Genomic DNA, 25,408 nt, shown 5'->3' on the forward strand with positions numbered 1-25,408 from the left:
CACCGGCCGGAGGCGGGCGCGCTGCTCATCGGCATCGCAGGACCCATTCCAGGGATGAAGCGAGCATGATGAGCCGCGCGGTGCGGCCCGTGAGGCAGAGCACCGCGAAGGCGCCGGCCGGCATTTGGGTGCGACCGGCGTACATGGTCGTGAACAGCAGCGGCGGGAGGCCGGCGAACGCGCTGACGAGGACGACCAGCGCCGCTCGCCACGGTGAGCGTGCCGCGTCCAGGACGCGTCGCACCCGGTTCGTCACCGCGGCGCCCCACCGCGCGGCCGTTCCACCGCCGGTGGAGGAGCCGCGGCGCTTGGCAGCCAACGCCGCGGCGCTGACCCGGCGGAGCACCCACTTCGGCATCAGCCGGCTCGACGCGCCCCGGGCGGCGTAGAACAGCACGAGCTTGCCCGCTGTCTGACCGACCGCCGCCGAGGCGCCGAGGGCGATCGCGTACTCCGGGGCCGTGGCCGCGGCCGCGACCACGTAGGGCTCGGCCGGCAGCAAAGGCACGTACGCGGATAAAAGACCGACGCCGGCCGCGCTCAGCAGGGCGGTCAGCACGGCGGCGCCGTCATCCCGTCGGTCGGCATTGCCACGCAACGCGGTCGCATACCAGCCTCCAGCCTTGCCCATACGGGCCTGGTTTCGACTCTAGGAAGCGGGACCGCGGGTGTCGTCACGCTTGAGTACCATGCGACCGCACCCCACATATGCAGGGAAAACGCGGGCGGCGGTGTAGATTCTCGAAACCCCTAGCTCCGAAGTACTACGGGAGGAGTCCCGCTGCGGATTGACGACGCCGTAACACCCCGTCCCGTACTTTCAGCTGGCATCACCGGAACACCAGGAAAGGGGAGCGGGGGAGTGCTCAGCAGGCCTCGTCGGCTGGTCGGAATCGTGGCGTCGGCGATCGTCGCCGCGGCCGTCGGTGTGCCCGGCGCGTGGCTCTTCGGCACCACCGAGCCGACCCAGGCCATGCCGCCCACCAACCTGACCGGGTGGACGGCCGACCCGCTGCGACCCCCGGACCCGGTGACCGCCACCGTCGAGCAGGTGTCCGGCTTCTTCGCCGGCCTGTCCGCGGCCGACGCGACCGCGCTCACGCTGCGCCACCCGCAGCTGGTCGGCAACCTGGACGGCGCGCCGCTGGCACTGCGCTACGCAGCCAACCGCGTGCAGCGCCCGGCGTGGGCCGACCGGACGATCCTTGCCCTGGACACCCGAGGGGACGGCCGGGTCGCCGAGGTTCTCGGTGACCTGTCCACGGCCGAGCGGGTCGCCGTGCTGGTCCCCGGGGTCGACGACGACCTGGAGAACTTCGACTCCGGCCACGGCGGCGTGCTGCGCCGGGCGCAATCCTGGCAGGCCCGCCAGCTCCACGCCGAGATGCTTCGGCTCGAGCCCGGTGCGCGCGTCGCGGTGATCGCGTGGCTGGGCTACGACCCACCCGAGGGGGTACGCCGCGACGCGTTCCGCGAGGACCGGGCGGCCGCCGGCGCGATCGCGCTGGAGCGCTTCGTCGACGGGCTCGTGCTGGGCCGTCCGGGGCTCGCCGTCACGGTGATCGGGCACAGCTACGGCTCCACGGTCGCCGGGCTGGCCGCACCGCGCCTGAGCCCGCAGATCACCGACCTCGTCGCGATCGGCAGCCCGGGAGTGGGTGTCGACCACCGCGAGGATCTGCGGACGGCGGCGACGGTGTGGGCGGGCAGCGCGCCGAACGACTGGACGCGGCGGGTGCCGGGGCTGCAACTGTTCGGCGTCGGCCATGGAACCCAGCCGGCAGACCCCGACTTCGGGGCGCTCTCGCTGCCGTGCGGCGACGTGGACGGTCACGACGGCTACTTCCTGTCGGGTACGTCGTCGCTGCGGGCGATGGCGCAGATCGGGCTGGGGGGTGACCCGCGATGACGGTCGCGGAGATGTCCTGGACCCGCCGGCTGGCCGAGGCGACGCCGGCTTACCGCGACCGTACGGTCGACGCGCTGCGCGCCCTGGCGATGATCGGCGTGGTTACCGGGCACTGGATGGTCACCGCGCTCGTGGTGGACCCGGACGGCTCGCTGCATCAGCGCAGTCCCCTGAGCTCGATGCCGTGGTTCATCCCGGTCACCTGGGTGCTGCAGACGCTGGGGCTGTTCTTCTTCGTTTCGGGCTACTCGACCGGCAGAGGGCTGAGCCGGTGGCGGGAGTCCGGCCGCTCGACGGGATCCTGGCTCGCGTCGCGGATCCGCCGGCTGCTGCCCCCGGTCGCGGTGTTCCTCGGCGTGTGGCTGCTGGTCCACACGTCGCTGACCGGCTCACAGATGGACCCGTGGACGGTGCACACCGTCAGCAAGCTGATGATCAGTCCGTTGTGGTTCGTCGGGGTCCTTGTCCTCCTGCTGCCGTTGACCCCGCTGGTCGTCGCGGCCGAGCGGCGTTTCGGGGCGGCGGCCGCCCTCGGCCCGCTGGTCGCGGTCGCCGTGGTCGACCTCGCGCGCTACCGGATCTGGCCGGAGCTGCCGGGCGAGGTCGCGTACCTCAACGCGGTCACCGCCTGGCTGGTGCCGTACGTCCTCGGCGTCGCCATGAGCCGCGGCAGCCTCGACCGCCGGTGGGGTCTCCCGTTGGTCGTGGCGGGGGCGCTGGCCGGCGCGTTCCTGGTCCTCGGCGCGCATTACCCGGCCAGCGTGGTCGGGGTGCCCGGCGACGACCGCTCGAACCTTTCACCGCCGTCGCTGGTCGCCGTCGCCCTCGCCCTCGTGCAGATCGGCCTCGCCCTGCACTGGTGGGACCGGCTGGCCGCTCTGATGCGGAGGCCGGGCTGGTGGGCGACCGTGGTCGCGCTCAACCTGTCCGCCATGACGGTATTCCTCTGGCACCAGAGCGCGTTGCTGGTCGTCAGCGCCGCCGGGCACGTGTCGCTGGGCGATCCGTCCGGGCTCATCGGGGCACCGGACGGGCTCGGCTGGGTGGCCGACCGCCTGTTCTGGCTCCCGGTGTTCGGCGCGGTCCTGGCGCTGTTCTGGCTGATCTTCCGGCGCGTCGAGGCCCTCGGGACCGACCGCGCCGCTCGCCGCCGTTGACCGGCCTCGGTCCCCCGTCCGAGGTCCGGTCCGGCGTCGGCCGGCCGGGCGTCCTCCACACGCCCGGTCGGCCAGTCAACGGCGGCGCTACTCAGTGCGTCGTCGCGGCGACGCTGGCCGGCGCGTCGCGGTCGCTCAGCAACCGCCGCATGACCGGTTTCGTCACGGCCGTGGTAACCACCGCCACCAGGACGAGAACGGTGAAAGCCAGTTCGTTGATGACTCCCGCCTGCAGCCCGATGCTGGCGACGACGATCTCGGTCACCCCGCGACAGTTCATCAACGCACCGAGTTGCAGCGCCTCTTGCCGCGGCAGGCCGACCCCCCGGGCGGCGACCCACGTGCCGACGACCTTGGTCACCAACGCGACCGCCAGCACGGCGAGGAAGAGCAGCCAGTGACCGATATCGGAGCCGAGCAGACCGATGGACATGCTGAGCCCGACGCTGGTGAAGAGCAGCGGCAGCAGGACCATGAGGGTGAATCCCTGCAGCTGCTGGCTGACGCGCTCGATGATCGGCGAGTCACGCGGGACGGCGACTCCGAAGAGGAACGCCCCGACCACCGGATGCAGATGCATCAGCTGTGTCAGGCCGGCGAAGGCGATGGCCCCGGTCACCAGAATCATCATCAGCGGGCGCTCCGCGTGGACCCTCGACACCACCGCTGCCAGCGCCGGACGCACACACACCATCATGAAAGCCACCAGGGCCACCGCATAGCCGATGCTCTGCGCCATGGAACCGCTTCGGTCGGCCAGGATCAGCGTCAGCAGGATCCAGGCCACTCCGTCGGCGGCGGCCGCGGACGACAGCGCCAGCACCCCGACGCGGGTGTGCTCCATTTCCAGGTCGACGAGGATCCGGGCGAGCACCGGCACGGCCGTGATCGCCAGCGCGAGCCCGAAATAGAGGACAAAGGTCGCCGAGGAGGACGTTCCCTGGAACTGGGACCGGGTGAGGAACGCGATACCCACACCGGCGACGAGCGGCAAGATCGTTCCACCCGCCACCAGGGCCGCGACGGTGCCGCGCCGCTCGATGCGATCGGTGCGCAGTTCGCAACCCAGCAGGAACATGAACACGACCAGGCCCAGTTGCGCGACCTTGTTCAGGCTGTCCAGCACCGCGGGCTGGAACACCCAGGCTCCGGCCTCCGGCCACAGGAGACCGAAGACGGACTTGCCGATGATGATCCCGCCGATGATCTCGCCGAGCACCGGTGGCTGCCCGATCCGGCGCATCAGCTCACCGAGGACGTGACTGACGACCAGGATGAGGGCGACAGCGAGCAGGAAGCGCGTGATCGGATCGACCGTGATCCCCGCGTCGCCCTGCCGGATCGCCGCCGACACACCCACCAGAAGCCCTCCAGCCAGGGCCGCGAGCCCGAGCAGCAAAGTCCACCTGACGCGGCCGGGAGCCGCTCCGGGCGCGGTCATGAGGGGCCGATCGACTGGCGGGGCGTGTGGAACGTGCGGGCGCCGTACAGCAACGGGTTGCCGTCGTCCACCACCACGTTCTCGACCGTGCCGCAGATGATCACGTGATCACCGACGATCGCCGAGTCCGTCACCCGGCACTCGGCCATGGCGAAGGCATCGTGCGCCAGCCAGGGCAGGCCGGTGAGCGGCGCGGGCCGCCAACGGACGTGCGAGAACCGGTCGGGTTCCGGTGAGGCGAAACGCTCCGCGGCGGCCTGCCCACTGTGATGCAGCAGGTTGACGACGAACGCACGCCGTTCCTGTATCGCCGCCAAGGTGCCGCTGCCGACCTGCAGGCAGACGAGCAGGGTGGGTGGATCCAGCGCGACGCTCGACAGCGACGTGCAGGTCAGCCCGTGTGGCCGGTCGTCAGCACCGGCCGAGGTGACGATGGCGACGCCGGTGAACCAGGAGCTCATGAACAGCCGGAAATGGTCCGCCGGATCGTCCTGCGCGGTCGACTCGGGCGGTATAGCAACGACTCTCATGGTCGTCCTCAGCCGTTGATGGAGGCTAGGTATTCGTAACAGGACGGCAGCGTGGCGACCATCTCGTCGGCTTCCTTCTGCAGCTGGGTCAGAGCCACCCGGGCAGCGTCGGCGTCGAGGTGCTTGAGCGCCGGGGAAGCCGGCGGCTGGCCGCCGAGCCCGAGATTCATGGCGTTCCAGGAGTAGCTCTCGAACCCGTGGTAGTACGGGTAGATCGTCTCCTCGTCCAGGAGCCGGTTCGCGGCGATGTCGAGCCGCTCCGCCAGGCCGTCCGGCATCGGCCGCAGCTTCGCCGCCTTCCAGTACGGCGTGTCCTCGCGCCGGGCGGCCTTGTAGTGGAACACCAGGAATTCCTTGACCCCGTCGACCGCCCGGTTGATGCGGTTGTTGTAGTCGCGGGCCAGCGCCGGGTTCCAGTTCTCGTCCGGGAAGTGCTTCACCAGCTGCTCGATCGCATGCTGGATGAAGAAGATGCCGGTCGACTCGAGCGGCTCGACGAAGGCGCTGGACAGCCCGATCGCCACACAGTTCTTCACCCAGGAGTCGGTGTTACGACCGATCCGCATGCGGATGTGGTTGGCTTGCAGATCGTCGCGACCGGGTGCGACGGCGGCACGGAGCTCCCGCTCCGCCTCCTCCGGGCTGATGAACTCGTCGGAGTAGACGTAGCCGTTGCCGTTCCGCTCGAAGAGCGGGATCGTCCACATCCAGCCCGCGCTCATCGCGGTGGCCGTGGTGTACGGCTCCATCTGCGTCACGTCCGCACGAGGCACCCGCAGAGCCACCGCCCGGTTGTTCGGCAGCACGTCCTCAAACGACAGGAACGTCGTTTCTAGCGCCTTGTTGATCAGCAGGCCGCGGAAGCCGGTGCAGTCGATGAAGAGGTCGCCCGCGATGTCGCCGTGCTCGGCGGTCCGGATGTCCGCGATGAAGCCACGCTCGTTCAGGCGGACGTTCTCCACGCTGTCGATGACCCGCCGCACGCCGCGCCGGACGGCGTACTCGGCCAGGTAGGCAGCTACCTTGTCGGCGTCGAAGTGGTAGGCGTAGGGGAACTGTGCCCGCTGGTCGTCGAGCGTCGACCGGCCGAGTGACCCGTCGATGCCGGAGGCGAACAGCGCGCCGCCCAGCATCCGCGGCGAACGCTTCGCGTCGCACAGGGCCGTGGTGATGAAACATTCGCGGTCGAAGGGCTGGCTGTGATCACCCAGCTCCAGCCACCAGTCGGCCAGGGAGAAGCCGTCCACGGACCGCAGCCGCTCGAACGGGTGGTAGAAGTGCTGGCCGGGGACGCTCCAATCCTGGAACCGGATGCCCAACTTGTAGCCACCGGCGCACTTGGGCAACCAGTCCGCCTCGTCCAGGCCGAGGTAGTCGAAGAAATGCCGGACGGTGCTGAAAGTCGCTTCACCGACGCCGATGCGTGACACCTGCGCGGACTCGACGAGCGTGACGTCGATGCGGTCGGCGAACGCCGCCTTGAGATAGCTGGCCGTCATCCAGCCGGCGGTTCCGCCGCCCACGATGACTACGGATCGGATCATGAATGGTCCTTCCTTGGAATGCGTCTCACTGCCAGGCCACGCTCGACCTGGTTGAATTTCCCGCGGAACTAGCCGGCGGTGTGACCCGGCGGGACCGGGCACTTGCCACGACCCCGCAGGCTGGCCTGCTCATCCAGGTGAAAGCCGGGACTCAGCTCGGCCTCGTCGTAGTACCGGTGGAACACCGGCGTAATACCGCCCGAGATCGGCGGGACGATCCAGCTCCAGTCGGCGGGCACGATCCGGCCCCGGCTCTCCTCCTTCGCCAGGTGCAGGAGGAACCGTCGCGACTCGGTGTGATGGTCGGAGATCTTCACGCCCGCGGACTCGAAGGAGTGCAGCACCGCGATATTGATCTCCACGAGGGCGCGGTCGCGCCACAGCGTGCTCTCGCTCCCGGTGTCCAGGCCCAGCTGTTGAGCCACGTCCGGCAGCAGGTTGTAGCGGTCGACGTCGACGAGGTTGCGGGCGCCGATCTCGGTGCCCATGTACCAGCCGTTGAACGGCGCGAGCGGATAGTCGAGGCCACCGATCCGCAGCCGCATGTTCGCGATGGCCGGCACCGCGTACCAGCGCAGCCCCAGGTCGGCGAACCACGGATACTCCGGATGGGTGAGCGGCACCTCGAGCACGATGTCGCGGGGCACCTCGAAGAACTCGGGCCGCCGGCCGGAGGCCTCGATGACCAGCGGAAGAAGGTCGTGCGGGCCGCCGGAGGGCTGCCAGCCCATCGACCGCACCAGGTCGGTGAAGTCCAGGTAGGCAGGGTCGCCGATCACCGCGCCGTCCGGACTGCGGTGGCCGGCGTACCGGACCAGCTGGTCGTTCCACACGCGGGGAGCCGGGCTGCCGGGCGCGTCCGGAGCGAAAATGGAGATCATCGGCCGGATCCGCCCGCCGTTGGTGGCCAGCCGCAGATGCTCACAGAGCTCTCGGTGGATCTCCTCGGCCGACCGCACCTGTCGCAGATCACGAACCTGCAGGTTGTTCCAGTAGAGGCGGCCGATGCACCGAGACGCGTTGCGCCAGGCCACCCGGGCGCCGAACGTCAGTTCCTCGAACGTCTGCGTGTAGGTGCCGGTCGCCGCGATCTCGGCGCGGACCTCGGCGACCCGGTCGGGCAGCGCCGGGCTGAGACCGGGATTCTCGGCGTGGAAGAGGCTCAGGAAATCGACGGCCTCCGACTCGAGATCGATGACTTCGGTCGACAGTGCCAGCGAATGGGGACAGACGTCCCGGGGGGAGATTTCGGATTGCATCGTCGTTCCTCACGGATGCTCGTAATCCGGCTCTGCCGCCGGCGCCGGACGCAGGGCCGTCCGGCGCTGGCAACGGCCCGGGTGCCGTTACCGGGTCGATCAGGCGAGCCGCAACGGAAGCGACCGCAGCGACCGGAACTCCAGGTTCTGGTTCCAGACCGGCTCGCCGGCCAGGCTGATGCGGGAGTAGCGCTCGAAGAGCTTGGCGAAGAACCACTTCAGCTCGAGCGAGGCGATCTGCCGGCCCAGGCAGGAGTGCGGGCCGAGACCGAAGGTCAGGTGCTTGTTGCTGTTGGGCCGGTCCAGGTCGAAGACGTCCGGCCGGTCGAACACCCGCCAGTCGCGGTTCGCCGCGCCGAGGAAGATCGCGACGTTCTGCCCTTCCTCGATCTTCGTGCCGTCGATCTCCAGGGTCTCGCCGGCCACCCGCCAGGTGAACTGGTTGGAGGCGTTGAACCGGACCACCTCGTTGGTCGCGTTCTCGGCACATCGCGGGTCGTTGCGGTACCGGTCGATCTGCTCCGGGTGGGTGGCGAACGCCAGCATGCCGCTGCTGGTCGAGCCCGGGGTGGTCGGCGCGAACAGCGCGATCAGCAGCAGGACGAGCTGGTGGATGGTCTGGTCGAGCGACACGTCGGGCGACGAGCCCTGCGCCGCCGCGAGCCGGGCGATCACCGTGTCGGCGACGACCGCGCCACGCTTGCCCTGCACCAGCTCCAGCGAGTAGGTGTGCAGGTCGGACAGGTTGTCCAGCAGCACATCCAGCTCCACCGGCTGATCCTGCGGGCCGGACCAGTACGTCATCAGGGCGTCCACCCGCGGGGTGACGAAGGCCAGGTCCTCCTGCGGGACGCCGAAGGCCCGAACCGCCGCGTTGACCGGCAGCTTGGCGGCCAGCTCCGGAACCGCGTCCAGATATTCCGTCCCGGCGGGGATCGAGGCGACCAGCTCCGCCGCGACCTCCTCGATCACCTTGCTGTAGTGCTCGTGGGCGATGCGGGTGAACGCCGACTGCGTCGACCGGCGCAGCGCGGTGTGCTTGGGCGCGTCGGTGTACATCATGACGTTGCTGGTGAACTGGTGGTAGATGTTGTCCTTGGCCAGCGAACGGCCCTCGAACTTGGTGCTGAGCACCTCGGTCATGCGCTCCGCCTTGAGGCGGGTGTCCTTGAGCGCGGCCGCGCAGTCGGCGTACCGGGTGAGAGCCCAGCCGTCGAGACCCGCACACCAGTGCACCGGGTCACGATCCGCCAGCTCGGCGTAGACCGGATACGGGTCCGGGATGATGTCGGGATTCGAAAGGGGGGATGAGTCGCCCATCGTAGCTCTCCTCCGGCTCAGGCCTGCCATCGTCGTGGGCAGATTTCTTGTGCGGCGATGAGATCCGCCTGGCAGAGGAAGCTACGGCGAGGGGGTATCCCTGCCTTATCAGCGATTTATCTGGCCGGAATGAACCCGTCTCCGCCCGGCGCCTGGCGGGCGTGCGGTGCCAGCACGAAGGAGCATCGCGCGGTTATCTCGTGCGTTTCACCGCCGGGCGTCCGCCGGCATCCCGTGGAGCCGCCGCTGAATGTCGGCGAGAAGCTGCGCCTCCTGGCCGACCAGATAGAAGTGGTCGCCGTCGAAGGGCACCACGGTGAAGTCGCAGGTCGTGACGTCCGCCCACTGCCGCACATCCGCCAGCGGCGTCGTCACATCCGAGGTTCCGGTGTACGCCACGACGGGAACGTCGAGCACGGCGGGCGTCTCCCGGCGATGCGTCTCGACCAGCCGAAGGTCGGCCCGGATCGACGGCATGACGAGTTCCCGCAGGCCCCGGTCCTCCAGCGCGCCCACGTCGAGCTGGCCGAGCCCCCTGAGCTCGGCGAGCAGCGCCTCGTCGTCGAGCGCATGGATCTGTCGACGCCGAGGACGATGCGGTGGCGTCTGACCGGAGACGAGCAGGGCCCGTACGTCCACGTCGTGCCGCTGGCGCAACGAAAGCGCTGTTTCGTACGCGACGGAGGCGCCCATGCTGTGGCCGAACAGCACCAGCGGATCCTCCAGGAACGGCTCGAGTGCGCCTACCAGCTGGTGCACCAGTTCCGGCATCGAGGTGAGGCACGGCTCCAGGAACCGGTCCTGACGGCCGGGGTAGCGGACCGCCAGCAGGTCGACGTCCGACGCGAGTCGCCGGGGCCAGGACCGGAACAGGCTGGCGCCGCCGCCGGCATGCGGCAGGCAGACGAGCCGGACGCCGGGGTGGGCCACGGCAGCGCCGAAGCGCCGGAACCAGGGCTCGATCGGACTGGTCACATCGTTCTCCCGACTTCGACGAGGCTGGGCGGCTGGCAACCTCCACGAGGGACGGACGCTGCTGCTGTGGACACATCTCCCCGGCCCTGCGCCGGCGCCAGTTCGACGACGGAGGCGGCGAGCGCGTCCAGCCGTAGCGCACCGGCGGGGCGGACCAGGGCGGGAATCGACGGCAGTTCGCGCTTCAGCCACGCCGCCGGATCGCGCAACTGGTCAGCGACCAGATTGCCGTCCAGCATCGGGGAGCTCGTCACCGACTTCACAGCCCGGAGCCCGTCAAGCCCGCAACGCTGACGGGCCTCCCTCGCGAGGGCGAGCCACAAGGTCAGGAAGCGTTCGTACGCATCGCGGCGCTCGTCGTCGTCCTCCAGCCGGGACCGCTCCAGCGCGTACAGCCGGAACAGGCTCGGAAACCGGAAGCGGACGCGACCGGGCCGGCTGCCTCGGCTGACCGTCAGCAGTTGGGCGTCGACCAGTTCCTCGATGAGGTCCTCGGCGTTGACGGCGTCGATGTCGAGCATCGCCGCGCCGGGCCAGGCCGCGAAGTCCTCCGTCTCGAGCATCGCCAGCCGCCTGCACATGCGGGCGATGTTGCCGTCCAACGCCTCGTACGCGGAGGCGAAGCTGTCGCGGACGCTGAGCGAGCCGTGGCTCAGCTCGTCCAGCCGTCGGGCCGGGTCCACCATCCGTTGCATCAGATTCTGCACGGTCCAATGCGGCTTGCTCGCCAGCTTGGCGCCCGCGACGGACAGGGCGATGGGCAGGCGGCCACACAGGGCGGCGAGGCGCCTGAGGGGCACCGGCTCCTGCGCCGAGCGTTGCACCCCGGCGAGGGTGCCCAGCAGGGTCGTCGCATCCCGATCCGAGAGCGGCTGAAGCCCGACCCGTACGGTCCGGTGGGAAATATCCAGCTCGTGCAGGCCGCGACGAGCCGTCATGACGACCACCGAGTGCCCATCTCCCGGCAGGAGCGGCCGCACCTGCGACAGCTCCTCCACTCCGTCGAAGACGAGCAGGATCCGGCGGCGCCGCAGCAGCTCCCGGTACATGGTCAGGCCTTCGGCCGGATCGTGGGGCACCGCGTCGGGTGCCACGCCGAGATCGCGCAGAAACCTGTTGAGCAGTGTCCGCAGCGAGACCGCACCCTCCGACCCGTGGGATCGGTGCACCTCGGCGAAGAGCTGACCGTCGGGGAAACGCGCCGCCGACCGGCGCGCCCACTGGACGGCGAGACTGGTCTTGCCGACGCCGGGCGGTCCGACGACGAGGCCGACAGCGGGCAGTTCGCCGTCGTCGGTGTCGGACTTGTCGAGCAGCTGATCGAGTTGGGACAGGGCGTCCTCGCGGGCCAGGATGGTCGGGGCGTCGAACGGCAGCTGCGCTGGTGTCGTACCCGACGAAGGTTGTGGATCGGCCGACCGGTTGCCGAGCAGGGCGGGATCGTCCCGCAGGATGGCGAGATGCAGATCCTGCAGCTCCGGCCCGGGCTCGATGCCGAAGTCGTCGATGGAGCGGCTGCGTCCCTCGTGGAAGGTCTGTAGCGACTCGACCCGGTGTCCGGACCGATACTGGGCGAGCATCAGATGCGCACGCGCTCTCTCCCGCAAGGGGTGCTCGTTGACGTGCGCGGTGAGGCCGCCGATCAGTTGCCTGTGTTCCCCCATCTCGAGCCGCAGCCCGGTGAGCAACTCGTAGGCGCTGAGCCGGCGCTCCGCTATCTGCGCGGCCTCGGTCTCGACGAAGTATCCGGAGATGCCGTCCAGCGCGGGGCCATGCCACAGCGCCAACGAGCTGGTGAGCAGGGCGGCAGCGTCCGCCGGGCGGTTGTCGCGGATCAGCTGCCGAGCTTGCAGGACGCCGTCGTCGAACCGGCAGACATCGATGGCGGACTCGTCGATGCTCAGGATGTAACCGGGTTGCCTGGTGAGGATGAGCTCCTCGTCGCACCCGGCCTCCTTGAAGGCTTTGCGGATGCCGGCCACGCAGATCGCGATCTGCGTGCGGGCCGTGGTGGGCGGCCGACCCTGCCAGATGTCCTCCGACAGCGTGTCGATGGAGACGACCCGGTTGGGCGTGAGGGCGAGCACGGCCAGCGTGGTGCACTGCCGGCGTCCCCCCATTCGCACTGGTCGGTCACCGACCAGTGCCTCTATCGGTCCAAGTAAAGAAAGACGCAACGACACTTTTCTTCCCCCGTGTTAGATATATTGGACGTCAGCCGGCGCCAGCGCTGTCCTTTCTCAAGTCGGATAGCTGATAGGTTGTCTTTGCGTGCAAGGCTTACTGAAATGCGCGTTCCACGTGTGTCTCGGGCCTTGGGTCCAGCGGCGTCGCGGAAAGCCGTTCGAATACGCGGAGCGGTTCGTGCATGCCGTTATTCCTGGGAGATCATCGAGCTGATTCGGCCGCTAGGCACGAACGGTTGTATCTGCGGTCGGCTTTCCGTCGGGGCAGACGGTCCGCGACCACTTCAATCAGTTCAACGAGCGGGGCATTGCCGAGCTGTGCGAACAGGCCTGTATCGGCTGGCAGGCCTCGGAGTTGACCGTGGTCATCATTGACACGCAGAGCGTCGCGGGTGCTGACGTCGTTGGTGCGGGCGCCCGTAGGTGCGACACGGGCAGGCTGGTCAGCTGGGTGGCCGAGCGCCCGCAGGCTGCGGTGGAGTTCGTCCGCAAGCCTTCTGAGCAGCAAGGATTCGCCGTGCGTCGCAGTGAGAGAACGCTCTCCCGGCTTACCGCGCACGGCCGCCACGGCCGCCGTGCCGGCCGGCACGGTCGCTGCATGACCGTCACGCATTGAGCTGAAGAGCCTGCTGAGTGGAGCCCGTTCGGCATGCGAATTCGCTATCCGCGCAGTAGCGGATAGCACATCGGTGATGTGCACAGAAATTGCTTTCCCCCGTGTAGCAAAGCCATTATCGGCACATGAATGCATCTGGTCGGAGCCCACTGGGCCGGCACGCGTGCATCCGTTGGAACGCCCAACACGCTTCCATCCGGTGCAACAAGGTGCAAGTCTGGCGTGAGATGCATCACACGACGCTCTTCGATGTGATAAGGATTGCCGCGCGATATCCCTGGTCAACTGCAGATTGATCGATCCTGTGAGTTCACTGACCAACTGGATAAGCTGCCCGGGGTCGCCGTTGTCTGTTGTGGATGGTGCTAGGTTTGCGGGCCGTGTCCACTCAGGTGCGTGCCACGGCCGTCGCGATGGACGCTGCGATGGCCGTTGCGATGGCCGTGAGGCACCGCGCCGCGCGACTCTCCGGATCGCGTCCTTGTCCCGGCGGGCCGGTGAGGGCGCCCGAGGCGGCGCGGTTCGATCGTGAGTCGGTCGTTGCCGACCCCGTGCCCTTCGGTGTCGAAATAGCCAGTGGCAACGCGATGCAAATCGCCGCTCTGTCACCCTTCTATGGACTTAAGCCCATAGGAGGGGCGCCATTCCCGAGACGGCCGAAAAGCGACCTACAGTCCTGCGGGGTCCGGCTACGTCCGGATTCGTCCGGGTGAATACAACGGTGTGCTTCGCCGGTCTTCTTGGAGGTGGCCGAGCCCGATGCCGCGCAGTGGCTGTTCGACTACCTACCCGCGACTTCCGGCTGCCCGTTCGACCTAATCCACGGGGGTGAACCTGTCGCCGGTTTTCGGCCGCCCCCGTCGCCGCGCCCCCGATCGGCGCCTCTGACCTGCGGCTTCTCGGTTCGTCACCCGTCCGGGAGGCCGGTGGGCCACCGCATACTCGCCGGAACCGCGTGGGAGGAGACTCGGTGACGGCGGAGAAGAACGGAAACACGCACCACGGTCCGGTATTCGGCGACCACGCGACGTTCATCATGGGCGACGGCAACGGCGTCGGTGGGCGCAACGACCCGGCGGCCCCGACACGCACCGGGCGGTGGACGCAGCACGGCAAGACCGTCGTCGGCCTCGCCACCGTGGTCGGAACGGCCTTCACCGTCGCGGCGTTCTGGGTGGCGCTCAAGAGCCAGGACTCCCCGAAGGCCGAGACGTCCAAGGTCGTCGCGCCGCCGGCCACGACTGCCGCCACCCAACAGCCGCCTTCTCCGCAGCCGACCTCTGACCCGCCGGGCGGGATCGCTCCGGTGGAGGCGGCCGCCGGCACCGAGTTCAGCGACGTGGTCACCATCGACTTCGGCACCGGCTACGACCTCGACGGTGGGAAGGCGCGCAAGCAGTACAAGCTGGACGCCGACACCGACATGTCCGTCTCGTCGTACTCACTCTCGTCGAGCGCCCGGCACAGCGCCATGCACTCAGATACCAGCGCCGGCGACGAGAGCGGGGCGTATGGCCGCTGCCGCACCTACCGCCTCTCCGGACGGCCGACGATGCCCGGAGCCCTCATCTACCCCGGCGCCCAGTACTGCTTCACGAGCTCCGAAAACCACCCGGGCTGGTTCCAGGTGGTCAACCAGCGCGACAACGCCTTCATCATCAAAGTCGTCATCTGGTCCGAGACCGCCGACCAGTGAGCATGCTGCGGTGACCGGTCACCCGCCTCCGCATCTCTGCCCTGCCTGGCGCGGGTCCGTGGTGACCAGTTGATCAACCAGCCGCGCCACCTCGTCCGCGGGATCGCCATGCCCTACCGGCAAGTTCAGCTTGAACTGCTGCCAAGGCCAGCTCTCGCCCGCCGCCGGTAGACCTGGGTGAAAGAACAACACGGTGACATCGTCACGCTGCCACGGCCAGGCGACCACGGCGTGCAGTTCGCAGTCCCACCGAGCCAGAAGCCCGGGTTCCTCGCGCAGCCGCTGTCCGAGCAGACGGGCCACCGTTCGAGCCGGCCACTCCCAGCTGGTGTCCGCCCCGGCATCCCGCAGCTCGCGGTCGTACTCGGCAGCATCGAAGCGGAACTCCGGCAGTTCAAGCGCCTCGTCGTCGGGGTTGCGCCATGCTCCCCACACGACCTGGTCTCCGTCCCGACGAATGCTCACGTAGAGCGCACCACAGCACTCCTCGGTGCACTTCGCGGTCGCGAGACACACTTCGTGCGGCTGCGCGGCTGCCGTAAGGGGACCATCCGGTGCCAGCAGCTTCTCCGGCTGAGCGCCCGGCCCTTCAGGAAAGACCTCCAGGATGTCCCGCCCGTCGATCACCGGGCGCACCTGCACGGTGCCGCCACGGTGTTGCAGGTCGGGAACCACTATGCGTAGCTGGAGCCGGCTCGTCATTGAGGCATTGTGCAGGTTCAACGACGGCACCGCCCACTGTCCCGTTGCCCGCAGATCGTGATGCTCGGGCCGACGGTTGGGCGCCCGTCCGCTTGATGATGCGGGCTACGATCCCAGTCGATCGATTCACGCCATCTTGCTCGGGAGTCTGAATGTTCCTGCCGTACTACCGCAAGGCGCTGGCAGGTATCGGCCTTGCCGTCGTGGCGGTTGCCTCCGCCATGGCTTTCTCGTCGCCCGCCTCCGCGCACGGAACGGTGAGTTGCGGGGCCTGCGCAAGCATCGTGGCCACCCCGTAGCTCCTCAACGCGCCGGCGGTCTCGTCGCACGCGCTCGCCCGCGTTCCACAGCACGGCCCGAGGCAGACCGCTGCTGCCACGCGCGGTAGCGCCGCTCATCCCGCACGAGCACCACAAACCTTGGACAGGCGCTCAACCGCCCGAAAGCTGAGTGGCGCCGCCATGCGGGCGGGTATCGCTTAGGATTACGTGCTTCGTCCAGGTACCCTGGCCGTCGCGGGCCGCTAGCTCAATGGCAGAGCTGAAGACTTTTAATCTTTAGGTTCGGGGTTCGAGTCCCCGGCGGCCCACTGCCCCCTACCTGCGGATATTCGCAACTTTCGACTCCCTGGTGGACGACGTGAGTCACGTGTGAGTCACGTTCAAGACTCACCTCTGAGCCCCCAAATCCGCACCGCGACCTGCGGATTTGATCTTCACTGGTGTTGTACTTGCACGAGCATCACCTCCTTCGCTTCCTGTCCGATTTCGCCGTAATCCAGGGCGAAGTCTGCTTGGTTCGTTTCGCTGCAGGTGGTAGGAATTACCGCGTTTTTGATCAAGTCACAGTGAGCGGATGTACGAGTCGGTGAGAGAAGCGGTGGCTGGCCGCGTGTATCGGCGCTGCGGTTGCCGGTCTGCTGAGACCGGCCGCCAGTGGGGTGCCCGGTGTCCGCTGCTGAAAAGAGGGCGTGGTCACGGCCGCTGGTACTTCTCGCTTCAGATCACTGGCCCTGCCGGGCGGCGGAACAGGGTCCGTCGGGGTGGGTTCGACTCGCGGGCGATCGCCGAACGGGAACTCGCGGCGACACTCGATCAGCCTGCGCCGGAGCAGTTGCGTCAGACGTGGACGATGCGCCGCTGGTTGGAATACTGGCTGTCGGTGGTGGAGGAGCGCATGCGTCCGTCATCTGGCCGCGGGTATCGGTCCATCGTCCGCCGACATCTGATTCCCCATTTGGGCTCGCTTCGGCTTGCGGACGTCGACGCGCGCACCGTGCAGCGGGTACTCGACCTTATCTGCGCTCAGCGCGTACCCCGCAGTGGTCGCCCGCTCAGCCCGGGACGGTCCATCGGATCTGGGCGGTGCTGCGTAGCTGTTTGAACGAGGCGTACCGACAAGGCATGCTCGGCCCGATAGGGCGGATGCGTCTACCTGCCGGCGGCCGGCCGACAGCGGCCCTATGGACGGCCGAGCGGGAGGCGCTGTGGCGGGAGACCGGGCTGCGTCCGACGGTCGCGGTCTGGGACGTGCACCATGTTGCCCGCTTCCTCGAAGCCGTCCAGGACGACCCGTTGTTCCCGCTGTGGTGGCTGATCGCGCTGCGCGGCCTGCGCCGTGGCGAGGTCGCCGCCCTACGCGGTGAAGATCTCGACATCTCTGGGCAGTGCCTGCACGTTCGAGAGCAGATCGTCCTCGTCGACGGCGTCTACCACGCCGGCCCGCCGAAATCGATGGCCGGTGTGCGGCTGCTCGCCCTCGACGCGTTCACCACCGACCTGCTGAATCGGTATTGGGCACAACGGGGAACACCTACCGGCAATCCCTGCAGGCCGCTGTTCACCCACCCTGACGGGCGCCCGGTGCGGCCGGACTGGCTCACCCATCGCTTCGCGGAACTGGTTGAACAGCTCGACCTGCCACCGATCCGGTTTCACGACCTACGCCACGGCGCGGCCAGCCTCGCCGGCACCGCGAACGTGCCGCTGAAGGTCATCCAGCACGACCTGGGCCACTCCAGCTCCGTCACTACCTCTGACACATACTGGACCGTTCTGATGGAACTCGCCCGCGCGGGCGCAGCGGCCACCGCGCGGCTGATCCTGTCGCACGCTAAGATCCGCATGAACTTGCTCGCCGCATCCCAGGCCTGACAGTCCATGGTGGCTATCAACTTCAGTGGTCGTAAGTTGATGCCCACGCTTGCACGCGCTGGGCGGGACCCTCTCGACGCGGAGACGCTACGCCGGGTCGAAGGGCGCGCCAGGCTCGCATCAGCCCTCTGCGCCGACCTGCTCGACACTGCTGAACGAGTCGTTGTGACAGTCGCGCGCATTGTCATGCCGATGAGAATGCGTTGGAGTCTCTGCTCAAAAGAGCATCGCGTTGACCTATCCCGGTCGAAGACCTCCTCCCTGCGGCAAATTCAGCATCCAGGAACTGCGCCGGGTTCAGACGTCGGCCGCCGGATCCGCGGAATCCTCCAATGGCTAGAGCCAGGCAACTCTGGGAGCAGGAGCTGACTGCTGGCGGCTTCCTCCTGCTTCTGGCTTGCCAGGCCAATGATGGCCCCGCGAAGCGGCAGACCGACAAGCGCTTCGATGACGGCTGGCGCCTGCACCGGCAACTGGTTCAGCACTATCTCTCGCAAGGCCGGAGCAGATCGGATGGAGCGCAGCTCTGTCAGGCGCTTGAGCCCATGAAGCTCTAGGCGCTCCAGCCGAGACAGCCGGGCCAATCCGGGCAGGCGGGTCAACGCCGGCAGATGGTCCAGGACAAGACACTCGAGGTGCCGCAGATCACCGACCGCCTCGACGTCGGTCAACTTGGTGTTGCGCTCTAGCTCCAGGAAGCGCAGCCCCCGCAGGCTCTGCGGTAGTTCCAGCCGGGTCTGCTGTATGGGGCCGAAGACGGACAGCGCTTCGATCGCGCCTTGGAACGGCATGCTGAACAGGTCCGCGAGCGGCACACGAGCGAGGTCGAGTTCCCTCAGCGAAGGCAACGCGGCGACCGCATCGATGTCGATATGGGAGTTCTCGACCCATGCGAGGTCCTCCAGGGCGGTCAGCTGGCGTAGCGGCTCGAATGAGGTCTTGCGCTTCGGCATGCCCAGGCGCAGTTCCACCAGGCTGTCCGCGACCGCGGCCAGGCCATGTAGATCGCGGACGTCCGGCCAGTCGACATGTAGGGCGCGCAGGCCGGGCAGATGCTGGAGGAAGTCCAGGTCGAACGACGGCCCCGGCTCTCCGGAGTAGACGAATACGCGCAGGGCGACCGTCGGTGAGCCGCGCAGCAGATCGTTGAGGCGGGCGAACTCGGGGCCGGTCAGCGTGCCCTCCACCTGCACGACGATCGTCTCGGGCTCCAAGGGCCGAAGCATCTCGTCGGTGAGCGGATGCCACACGGTCCGCCGCAGCAGCTCAGCTCTCATTCCGGCCATTCTTCCTGGATGTCCGACGCCATCCTCGGCCCACCCACCCATACCCAGGAGGGACCCGCCAGAGCAACTCGCTTTGCTAACCCCAAACGCTACTCATTTGGCACCCCTCTGTGTCAATGCCCCGCACGAAGGGGTGTTCTAGGCTGGGGTCCGGCGGGTCCGGGAAGTGACTTCTCCGAAGTGTCGGCCATGGGGTTCAGGTCGACCGCGCTGGATTGCAGAGTCGCCCCCAGGTGTCCTCCCGGGCCCGTCGTAGCGGCTTTGGCGTCGGCCACCATCCGTCGGTAGACGATGTCGGACAGGCGGCGCTTCAACGCTCGCATCGCTTCCATCGGGGTTTTACCGGCGGCGAGTTTGCGCCGGTAGTAGCGGCGGCCTTCGGTGTCACGGCGGAGCTGGACCACGGCCATGATGTGCAGGACCCGGTTGATGCGCCGGTTCCCGGCTCGCGACAGGCGGTGCCGGTTCTGGTCGCCGGATGAGGCGTCGATGGGTGCGGTGCCGTTCCAGGAAGCGAAGTGCCCGCGGCTGGCGAAGCGGCTGATGTCGCCGATGTCACCGAGCAGACGAGCTGATCCGCACGGGCCGATCCCGGTGAGTTCCTGCAGCGTGCTGCCGGTGGTCTGCACCAGTTCGGTGAGCTCCGCGTCCGCGATCTTGATCTTCTTGTCGAGGACGGCGAGTTCGTGGATCAGCTCCGAGGCCAGCCAGCGGCGGGTCTTGCCGACCACGTCACGCGGCCGCACGGTGTTGAGCAACGCGCGGGCCTGCTGGGTCGACAGGAACTTCTTCGCCCCACCCGGCACCAACTCGAGCAGCAGGTGGTGCAGGCGGCTGACGGTCTCGGTGCGGGTCCGGCCCAGCAGTTCCCGGCGGTCGACGAGCAGCCGCAGCGCCACGGTCGTGTCGTCCACCGTGACCTGACGCAGGTTGTCGGTCCGCAACGCGGCCACGGCGACGCTATGCGCGTCGACCGGGTCGGTCTTACGGCCCTGGCCGGTGGCGAATACCCGGGCACGGGCCGAGAGTTTCGCAGGCACGTCGAGGACGGTTTCGCCGTCGGCGACCAGGCGCTGGGCAACGTGCCGGCCGATGCCGCTGGAGCCTTCGACCGCTCATACCCGGTCTTTGTGTTTGCGGCCGGCGGCGAGCATCGCCTGGTAGCCGTCGCGGTCGGTGCCGAAGCGGCCCTTGCCGACGGCCTTCTCACGGTGGTTCATGATTTCGATAGTCGCGGAGCGCTTATGCGGGTCCACGCCGATGACGACTCGGGCCATGGTTGTTCCTCCCCAGTTCCGACGATGCGTCGGCGGGAGGGCACCGCTACTTCGAGCTGGGCATACCCCTCTTGAGCCTCTCCGCGCCGCGGTGACCGGCGGGCGCACGCCAAATGAGAGTCACACCAAAGGGCGGTGGACAGCCGCCGACAGAGCGTTCCGCCGGTCACCTCGACCAAGCCTGGCCGGGCTGCGGTCGTACGACCAGTAAATAAGTAGGCCGCCGATAGCGCCCGCGACGCCGTCGACACGGCTCACCGTGCGGTAGGTTCACAGCGGTGACAGCTGATGCTGACCACCCGCTGGTCTTTCTCGACGTGGATGGGCCGCTGATCCCGTTTCGTGCCCGACCGGTCTCGTGCAGGCGTCCTTCTTGCGATGCCGTCGGCTTGTCGAACGATGCCTCGGGCAATCCCCTGGTTGACCGGCTCGACCCGGCGGACGGCCACAGGCTATTGGAGCTGGGATGCCAGCTCGTCTGGGCGACGACGTGGATGGCGGAGGCGAACGAAGTCATCTCTCCTCAGCTCGGGCTCCCGGAGTTGCCCGTCGTCGATTTCCCTGATGCTGACGATGAGCCGGAGCGTGGGCTGCATTGGAAAACGAGGTTCCTGACTCGGTGGGCAGCCGGCCGCTCATTCGTTTGGATTGACGACGAGGTGACGGATGCCGATCGGCGGTGGGTGAGGGGCAACCACCCGGGGAAGGCACTGGTGCACCGCGTTGACCCTTTCGTCGGCCTTACCGATGCGGACGTCTCATCGATCCGTCGCTGGCTCGCGGACTGCCAACCGAAATGATCCGGTTTACTCACATGGCGCTGACCGCGCGGCCACGAGCAGGGAAACCGCCTCGGCTTGACGGACGGCATGCGACACTCGCCCGGTCCCGACAACAGGCGCACCGGGCCCCGGGCCGGGCTGCGCGAGCCGTCCTCTTCTGGCCGCAGTCCGAGTACTGATAAGCGGCGCGGCCCGGCACCCCACCAAGCGCCGCCCGAGGCGACTCAGTCTGGGTCGTCGCATCGGATACCGACGCTCGTGATGTCTCCGGTGCGCACTAGTTCCCGGATTGCCGTGGTCATTGCCGCTACGCCCGGCTCTGGCACGATCAACTGGTCGACAGCCCAGAAGTAGCTGCCATTTGCCACCTCGCCAGTCTCCTTCCACCGTGCCAGCAGGCGCGCAACCTCGGCAACGGAGAAAATCGTCAGCGCCCACGTGGAGCCATCAGGAAGGTCGACGAACGCGTCGACGTTGGCCACCGTTTGCGTGGTGTCCGCGTAGGGATCGAGAAGGAACCGCGCAACGAACGTCGGCTCCATGACGGTCGTGTACGGATCGCTGGCACCCACGACGCCAATCGTGACGTACTGCCCTGACGCATCCGGATCTGGCGCCGATAACGCGTTGGCTGGCGGGTCCGTCCCGGTGGGACCGTTTGGCGGTTGCGAGCACAACGCCCCATCGGCTTCGATCACGGGTACGAGGCCAAGAGTCCACTGCTGGCAGAAGCAGTCGGATACCTACTGCGGTAAAGCAGGGTGTCAGCCGGACGAATGCCCCCACGGACGGGGGATCCATCGATTTTCGTCCAGGTAACCGGCGAGCCTGGGGAAGCGGCGTCGTACCTCGCCTTCGTTCGTCAGATCGGTCGACCTACCGTACGGCTCGTTCCGTCCTGGAAGGCCGTCGACCGCGAATGGAGCCCCGGTTGCGCTGATGTGCGCCTCCAAGGGAAGGCCGCAGAACCAATCGATCCGAGCGTTGTGCCTGTCGGACGCCAAGGCGACCAGGCTGTCCGGGTCATCCAGTACGTCACGCATGGTTTGCCGTCCGTGCGACACAATCCAGTCCTGGACCGCGAGTTCGTCGTCGAGGGGCCCGAGCAACAGGGTCGCGGCGTCGAGGACCGGCCAGCAGTAGAGCTCGTCCTGCGCTTGTTCCCACAACTCCTGGAACCGTTCGATGGCATTTGGCCGCAACGTGCGAAGACGGCGAAGCAACGCTTGAGCCACGCGCTCGGTGTCTACGCCGATCTCCGCGCGGGCGTCCTCGACCAGGTGCCAGAAGGATGCCTCGTCCACGGGCAGACCCTACGAGATCCCTGTACGCGCTGTCATGCCGCCGTCTGTGCGCGCAGCGCGGGCAGGGCGAGCTGCCACCCCTGCCGTCCCCGGAGTCCGACGTGGCTTGGACACTGCGGTCTTTACTGCTATCGATGTGTCCCATAGCCTTTGATAGCTGAGCGTACTTGCGGTCTCACCTGGAGTGATGGAATGGCTGCGAAGAAGTGGGGTTGGTGGACTCGGCACAAGCTGCAGATCTTGGAGAGCTACCTCGCCGAGTTCGGGAAGGCGGCCAAGAACGTCGAAGAGCGGATCTACCTTGACCTGTTCGCTGGCTGGCCTGAGAACCAGTCCCGCGAGACCGACGAAGTGATCCTCGGTTCCGCCCGGCGTGCCATCGAGGTGCAACCCCCATTCACCAAGATCGGCTTATTCGAGCTCGAAGGTAAAGCCGACCGCCTGGAGCAGGCGATCCGCCGGGAATACCCGAACCGGTCCGGTATCAAGGTCTTTCCCGGCGACTGCAACACCAGCGTTCCACAAGCTCTTGAGCAGCTGAGGCTTCAGAAGCTGGACTGGGCGCCTACCTTCGCCTTCGTCGACCAGTTCGATTCCGAGATCGAATGGGCCACGCTGCAGCAGATCGCCCAGTTCCGCAAGGCGAAGTACACCAAGGCCGAGATGTGGATCCTGTTCGCCACCGGCATGTACCCCCGTGGCCTCAAAGTTCGCGGCGACAACATGAACGCCCGCTACGGCGATACCATCACCGCGATGCTCGGCAGCGAGCAATGGGTCCCCATCGTCCGGGACACGCGGTCCGGCAAACTCAGCCCTGCCGAGGCTCGCGACGAGTGGGTCAACCTGTTCCGCTGGCGCCTGGAACATGACCTCGGCTACCGGAACACATACGGCTTCACGATGAGGAATACCGGCGGGCAGGAAATCTACGACATGGTGTTCGCCACCGACCATCCGGCCGGCGACAAGATCATGCGCCACCTCTATGGCAGGGCCATGACCGAGCATGAGGACATGCGCCAACATGCACTCGTCCTACGCCGCGACGAACGAGCCCGCAGCAAAGGGGTAGACGCCCTGTTCGGAGTCGGCGAGCAGATGGTGACGGCGACCCGACTCGCCAACGGTCGCATCTACCAGCCGGAACCAGCCCGCCCGCCCTACGGCTCTCACTGAGTCCTACGCGACCGGCACCAAGGCGGGGCCCACCGCGTGAGGCGTGGGCGGCTCGTCCCATGTGCGGCCATCCAGTACCCGACCGGCGGCCTTCTTGCCGACCCGTGCGATCACCTCGCGGCGCCCCGACCCGTCGAGCACGGGGCCGACCAGCTGCTGCCGCGCATCGGTGCCACCGGAGCTGTATTGCCCGGTCGGTGCCCATTCCCCGAACTGTTTGAAGTGGAAGCCGACGCCCGCACCGACGCATTGGTCGCGTAGTGCCCGTGCCCAGTTCGGATCCATCGGTCGCGCTTTCGGCCCGGACTCACCGCCGACGACAACCCACGCCAACCGGGCCGGGCCGTGTAGCCAGCCCGACGCCAACGAGACGGGGCCGAGCAATGGTTCGGCCGAAATCCAGTGCACCGCGGCCGGGGTTTCGAGCAGCGCGCGGATCCTGATGTCAGCCCATCGCTGGTTCTCGGCGGAGACGCCGATCCATACGTTCGGGAGATGGTGCGGGACGGCACCGGCCAGCGGGGGCTGCCCGCGGGCGGCGAGAGCGCCGTCGACGAGCAGCCAGAAGTGAGGCGAGTTGAGCAGCGCCCGGATCCGGGCATGCCGCTTAGTCAGCACCTGGAAGGTGTGGTGCCGGGCGAGGCTCATCACGGCGAACACGTCAGCGATGAACCGATCGGGCACTTCGTCCTGGAACAGGTCGGCCAAGCTGCACACGAAGATCATGCGAGGCTTCCGCCACGACAGCGGGATACCGAGCCGTTCGAAGTGCAGCTTGACGCCAGTGGTCGCCCCGACGTCCGGACCGTCGAACTTGCGATGGGCCATGCGAAACGGCGGCGTGCGATCGATGTAGCAGTTAGTGCAGCCCTCGGAGATTTTCGTGCATCCGGTGACTGGCGACCAGGTGGCGTCCGTCCAGGAGATGCTGGTGTTGTCGCTCATGGTCGAGTCTCCATTCCCGTAGCGTAGGGCATATCGAACATTTGTTCTACTTCGTGTAAGCCTTTCGTGACGGTCTGCTCAAAGACTGTCTGTAGCTGCTATCTGCGGTAGACGTCACCCGGCTATGGCGGTGGTGCGTACCGAGCCGGCCTCGACCCGCGCAGGCTAACTGGGACCAGCCGGCGTCCAAGGTGAACGACAGGACCTGCAGCGCGGGGTTCAACACAGCCGACGTCGGCTTCGTTCGATCGCGGTCTCACACCTGGCCGAGGTCAACCCTGGGCAAAGCGTTAAGTAAGAGCCACGCTGTCGACTCGACCGCGTCCTTCGCCTGGTCGGGGAACACGGTGGCGTAAGCGTCGGCCGTAAGAGGGCATCTGATCCTCGATCAGGTTGATTCGCGTTTGCGAGCAATTGGTGGCTGCGTTGGCTCGTTGGCAGGGCATGGAATGGACCGACCTGAGTTCCCCCCGCTTTGACGGAAGCTCCGCCAAACCGGGGGGAACTCAACTCCTGCTCGCTTTGCTGACCAGCCACGATCAAGACGTTCTCTACATTCCCGGCCGGGTCGTCAACCGGGCCAGCGATGGATACCGCGGCGAGGGCAAGACCGACGCCCGCGACGCCCTGGTGATCGCGGATCAGGCCCGCATCCGTCGCGACTTCAAGCCGATGAGGCCACCATCGAGCTGAAAGTCCTCACCGGCCGCCGCACCGACCTCGTCCGCGACCGGACCAGGGCCATCAACCGCTTACGCGGCGCACTGACCGGCATGTTCCCCGAACTGGATCGTGCACTCGTCTTCACCAACGCCGGCCCACTGATCCTGCTCGAGGGCTACCAGACCCCGGCCGGTATCCGCCGCATGGGCACCGCCCGGCTGACCCGCTGGCTGCGTGGCAGGGGCGTGCGTAGTCCGCAGGAGCTCGCGGCGACGGCAGTCGGTGCCGCCGAGCAGCAGCACACTACGGTGCCCGGCGAAGCCGTCATCGCCCGACTGGTGCAGACCCTCGCCGCGGACGTGCGAGCGTTGAACGAGAAGATCGCGCAGATCGACCGGCTCATCGAGGACCGCTTCCGCGCCCACGACCTCGCAGAGATCATCACGAGCATGCCCGGCGTCGGCCCTCTGCTGGGGGCCGAGTT

The 25,408-nt window shown here is 67.6% G+C and carries 22 protein-coding genes, 1 tRNA gene and 2 pseudogenes; 11 read left to right on the plus strand and 14 right to left on the minus strand.

Annotation, left to right across the window (positions count from 1 at the left end; translation table 11 throughout):
- Window positions 1–25: 25 nt before the first annotated feature.
- On the minus strand, window positions 26–631 hold the full coding sequence (locus AB0M36_RS35435; protein ID WP_364166732.1) for a hypothetical protein: 606 nt from the start codon (window positions 629–631) through the stop codon (window positions 26–28).
- A 231-nt stretch (window positions 632–862) separates the two neighbouring features.
- Between AB0M36_RS35435 and AB0M36_RS35440 the strand changes: the two genes are divergently transcribed.
- Window positions 863–1,909, plus strand: a complete 1,047-nt coding sequence (locus tag AB0M36_RS35440; RefSeq protein ID WP_364166734.1) for an alpha/beta hydrolase — start codon at window positions 863–865, stop codon at window positions 1,907–1,909.
- Window positions 1,906–3,066 carry an acyltransferase gene (locus AB0M36_RS35445; protein ID WP_364166736.1) on the plus strand — a complete coding sequence of 387 codons (1,161 nt, stop codon included), beginning with the start codon at window positions 1,906–1,908 and terminating at the stop codon, window positions 3,064–3,066. The genes AB0M36_RS35440 and AB0M36_RS35445 overlap by 4 nt, the downstream gene beginning before the upstream one ends.
- Before the next feature lie 91 nt (window positions 3,067–3,157).
- Here AB0M36_RS35445 and AB0M36_RS35450 read toward each other — a convergent pair whose 3' ends face one another.
- From AB0M36_RS35450 to AB0M36_RS35480, 7 genes are all read right to left on the minus strand, one after another.
- Window positions 3,158–4,507 (minus strand): cation:proton antiporter, encoded by a 1,350-nt coding sequence (locus tag AB0M36_RS35450; RefSeq protein WP_364166738.1) that lies wholly within the window; start codon window positions 4,505–4,507, stop codon window positions 3,158–3,160.
- Window positions 4,504–5,037: a flavin reductase family protein gene (locus AB0M36_RS35455; RefSeq protein WP_364166740.1), complete on the minus strand. Its 534-nt coding sequence runs from the start codon at window positions 5,035–5,037 to the stop codon at window positions 4,504–4,506. Before AB0M36_RS35455 ends, AB0M36_RS35450 begins: the two co-directional genes overlap by 4 nt.
- A gap of 8 nt (window positions 5,038–5,045) precedes the next feature.
- On the minus strand, window positions 5,046–6,581 hold the full coding sequence (locus AB0M36_RS35460) for a tryptophan halogenase family protein (RefSeq protein WP_364166742.1): 1,536 nt from the start codon (window positions 6,579–6,581) through the stop codon (window positions 5,046–5,048).
- 68 nt (window positions 6,582–6,649) lie between these two features.
- Window positions 6,650–7,840: a nitric oxide synthase oxygenase gene (locus AB0M36_RS35465; RefSeq protein ID WP_364166744.1), complete on the minus strand. Its 1,191-nt coding sequence runs from the start codon at window positions 7,838–7,840 to the stop codon at window positions 6,650–6,652.
- Window positions 7,841–7,939: 99 nt separating this feature from the next.
- Complete coding sequence (gene txtE, locus AB0M36_RS35470) at window positions 7,940–9,160, minus strand: 4-nitrotryptophan synthase (protein ID WP_364166747.1); 1,221 nt, start codon at window positions 9,158–9,160, stop codon at window positions 7,940–7,942.
- Between the two features lie 207 nt (window positions 9,161–9,367).
- Complete coding sequence (locus tag AB0M36_RS35475) at window positions 9,368–10,135, minus strand: alpha/beta fold hydrolase (RefSeq protein ID WP_364166749.1); 768 nt, start codon at window positions 10,133–10,135, stop codon at window positions 9,368–9,370.
- Window positions 10,132–12,255 (minus strand): BTAD domain-containing putative transcriptional regulator, encoded by a 2,124-nt coding sequence (locus AB0M36_RS35480; RefSeq protein WP_364166750.1) that lies wholly within the window; start codon window positions 12,253–12,255, stop codon window positions 10,132–10,134. Before AB0M36_RS35480 ends, AB0M36_RS35475 begins: the two co-directional genes overlap by 4 nt.
- A 1,652-nt stretch (window positions 12,256–13,907) precedes the next feature.
- On the opposite strand from AB0M36_RS35480, the gene AB0M36_RS35485 reads away from it, so the two are divergent.
- Window positions 13,908–14,633 carry a hypothetical protein gene (locus AB0M36_RS35485; protein ID WP_364166752.1) on the plus strand — a complete coding sequence of 242 codons (726 nt, stop codon included), beginning with the start codon at window positions 13,908–13,910 and terminating at the stop codon, window positions 14,631–14,633.
- Between the two features lie 18 nt (window positions 14,634–14,651).
- On the opposite strand, the gene AB0M36_RS35490 is transcribed toward AB0M36_RS35485, so the two are convergent.
- Window positions 14,652–15,335, minus strand: coding sequence for a hypothetical protein (locus tag AB0M36_RS35490; RefSeq protein WP_364166754.1), 684 nt, complete (start codon window positions 15,333–15,335; stop codon window positions 14,652–14,654).
- A 152-nt stretch (window positions 15,336–15,487) separates the two neighbouring features.
- Here AB0M36_RS35490 and AB0M36_RS35495 point away from each other — a divergent pair, with 152 nt between their 5' ends.
- From AB0M36_RS35495 to AB0M36_RS35510, 4 genes are all read left to right on the plus strand, one after another.
- Window positions 15,488–15,634 carry a hypothetical protein gene (locus AB0M36_RS35495; protein ID WP_364166755.1) on the plus strand — a complete coding sequence of 49 codons (147 nt, stop codon included), beginning with the start codon at window positions 15,488–15,490 and terminating at the stop codon, window positions 15,632–15,634.
- A 218-nt stretch (window positions 15,635–15,852) separates the two neighbouring features.
- Window positions 15,853–15,924 (plus strand) — tRNA-Lys (locus tag AB0M36_RS35500).
- A 587-nt stretch (window positions 15,925–16,511) separates the two neighbouring features.
- A complete protein-coding gene (locus AB0M36_RS35505; protein WP_364166771.1) occupies window positions 16,512–16,718 on the plus strand; it encodes a hypothetical protein in 207 nt (68 codons plus the stop codon).
- Between the two features lie 41 nt (window positions 16,719–16,759).
- On the plus strand, window positions 16,760–17,488 hold the full coding sequence (locus AB0M36_RS35510) for a site-specific integrase (RefSeq protein ID WP_364166757.1): 729 nt from the start codon (window positions 16,760–16,762) through the stop codon (window positions 17,486–17,488).
- A gap of 272 nt (window positions 17,489–17,760) precedes the next feature.
- Here AB0M36_RS35510 and AB0M36_RS35515 read toward each other — a convergent pair whose 3' ends face one another.
- Window positions 17,761–18,765, minus strand: coding sequence for a hypothetical protein (locus AB0M36_RS35515; RefSeq protein ID WP_364166758.1), 1,005 nt, complete (start codon window positions 18,763–18,765; stop codon window positions 17,761–17,763).
- 122 nt (window positions 18,766–18,887) lie between these two features.
- A complete protein-coding gene (locus AB0M36_RS35520; RefSeq protein ID WP_364166773.1) occupies window positions 18,888–19,868 on the minus strand; it encodes an IS110 family transposase in 981 nt (326 codons plus the stop codon).
- Window positions 19,869–20,329: 461 nt separating this feature from the next.
- Here AB0M36_RS35520 and AB0M36_RS35525 point away from each other — a divergent pair, with 461 nt between their 5' ends.
- A complete protein-coding gene (locus AB0M36_RS35525; RefSeq protein WP_364166760.1) occupies window positions 20,330–20,851 on the plus strand; it encodes an HAD domain-containing protein in 522 nt (173 codons plus the stop codon).
- A 206-nt stretch (window positions 20,852–21,057) separates the two neighbouring features.
- Here the strand turns inward: AB0M36_RS35525 and AB0M36_RS35530 are convergent, their stop codons facing one another.
- Both AB0M36_RS35530 and AB0M36_RS35535 read right to left on the minus strand, forming a co-directional pair.
- On the minus strand, window positions 21,058–21,405 hold the full coding sequence (locus AB0M36_RS35530) for a hypothetical protein (RefSeq protein ID WP_364166762.1): 348 nt from the start codon (window positions 21,403–21,405) through the stop codon (window positions 21,058–21,060).
- Window positions 21,406–21,597: 192 nt separating this feature from the next.
- On the minus strand, window positions 21,598–22,137 hold the full coding sequence (locus tag AB0M36_RS35535; RefSeq protein ID WP_364166763.1) for a DUF4240 domain-containing protein: 540 nt from the start codon (window positions 22,135–22,137) through the stop codon (window positions 21,598–21,600).
- Between the two features lie 192 nt (window positions 22,138–22,329).
- Here AB0M36_RS35535 and tcmP point away from each other — a divergent pair, with 192 nt between their 5' ends.
- Window positions 22,330–23,316 carry a three-Cys-motif partner protein TcmP gene (tcmP, locus tag AB0M36_RS35540; RefSeq protein ID WP_364166765.1) on the plus strand — a complete coding sequence of 329 codons (987 nt, stop codon included), beginning with the start codon at window positions 22,330–22,332 and terminating at the stop codon, window positions 23,314–23,316.
- Between the two features lie 3 nt (window positions 23,317–23,319).
- Here the strand turns inward: tcmP and AB0M36_RS35545 are convergent, their stop codons facing one another.
- Window positions 23,320–24,261 (minus strand): phage Gp37/Gp68 family protein, encoded by a 942-nt coding sequence (locus AB0M36_RS35545; RefSeq protein ID WP_364166767.1) that lies wholly within the window; start codon window positions 24,259–24,261, stop codon window positions 23,320–23,322.
- Between the two features lie 444 nt (window positions 24,262–24,705).
- Here AB0M36_RS35545 and AB0M36_RS35550 point away from each other — a divergent pair.
- Window positions 24,706–24,983 (plus strand): annotated as a pseudogene (locus tag AB0M36_RS35550) (transposase); the annotation flags it as partial.
- A gap of 51 nt (window positions 24,984–25,034) precedes the next feature.
- Window positions 25,035–25,408 (plus strand): annotated as a pseudogene (locus AB0M36_RS35555) (IS110 family transposase); the annotation flags it as partial.

The organism is Actinoplanes sp. NPDC051346, from assembly GCF_040682215.1.
GTDB lineage: Bacteria > Actinomycetota > Actinomycetes > Mycobacteriales > Micromonosporaceae > Actinoplanes.

Excerpts from the sequence above, each read along its gene's own strand:
- AB0M36_RS35495 (WP_364166755.1), top strand. The coding sequence starts at position 15,488 with ATGTTCCTGCCGTACTACCGCAAGGCGCTGGCAGGTATCGGCCTTGCC.
- tcmP (WP_364166765.1), top strand. The coding sequence starts at position 22,330 with ATGGCTGCGAAGAAGTGGGGTTGGTGGACTCGGCACAAGCTGCAGATC.
- AB0M36_RS35505 (WP_364166771.1), top strand. The coding sequence starts at position 16,512 with ATGCGTCCGTCATCTGGCCGCGGGTATCGGTCCATCGTCCGCCGACAT.
- AB0M36_RS35450 (WP_364166738.1), bottom strand. The coding sequence starts at position 4,507 with ATGACCGCGCCCGGAGCGGCTCCCGGCCGCGTCAGGTGGACTTTGCTG.
- AB0M36_RS35545 (WP_364166767.1), bottom strand. The coding sequence starts at position 24,261 with ATGAGCGACAACACCAGCATCTCCTGGACGGACGCCACCTGGTCGCCA.
- AB0M36_RS35445 (WP_364166736.1), top strand. The coding sequence starts at position 1,906 with ATGACGGTCGCGGAGATGTCCTGGACCCGCCGGCTGGCCGAGGCGACG.
- AB0M36_RS35515 (WP_364166758.1), bottom strand. The coding sequence starts at position 18,765 with ATGAGAGCTGAGCTGCTGCGGCGGACCGTGTGGCATCCGCTCACCGAC.
- AB0M36_RS35490 (WP_364166754.1), bottom strand. The coding sequence starts at position 15,335 with ATGACGAGCCGGCTCCAGCTACGCATAGTGGTTCCCGACCTGCAACAC.
- AB0M36_RS35465 (WP_364166744.1), bottom strand. The coding sequence starts at position 7,840 with ATGCAATCCGAAATCTCCCCCCGGGACGTCTGTCCCCATTCGCTGGCA.
- AB0M36_RS35480 (WP_364166750.1), bottom strand. The coding sequence starts at position 12,255 with ATGGGGGGACGCCGGCAGTGCACCACGCTGGCCGTGCTCGCCCTCACG.
- AB0M36_RS35435 (WP_364166732.1), bottom strand. The coding sequence starts at position 631 with ATGGGCAAGGCTGGAGGCTGGTATGCGACCGCGTTGCGTGGCAATGCC.
- AB0M36_RS35455 (WP_364166740.1), bottom strand. The coding sequence starts at position 5,037 with ATGAGAGTCGTTGCTATACCGCCCGAGTCGACCGCGCAGGACGATCCG.
- txtE (WP_364166747.1), bottom strand. The coding sequence starts at position 9,160 with ATGGGCGACTCATCCCCCCTTTCGAATCCCGACATCATCCCGGACCCG.
- AB0M36_RS35460 (WP_364166742.1), bottom strand. The coding sequence starts at position 6,581 with ATGATCCGATCCGTAGTCATCGTGGGCGGCGGAACCGCCGGCTGGATG.
- AB0M36_RS35510 (WP_364166757.1), top strand. The coding sequence starts at position 16,760 with ATGCGTCTACCTGCCGGCGGCCGGCCGACAGCGGCCCTATGGACGGCC.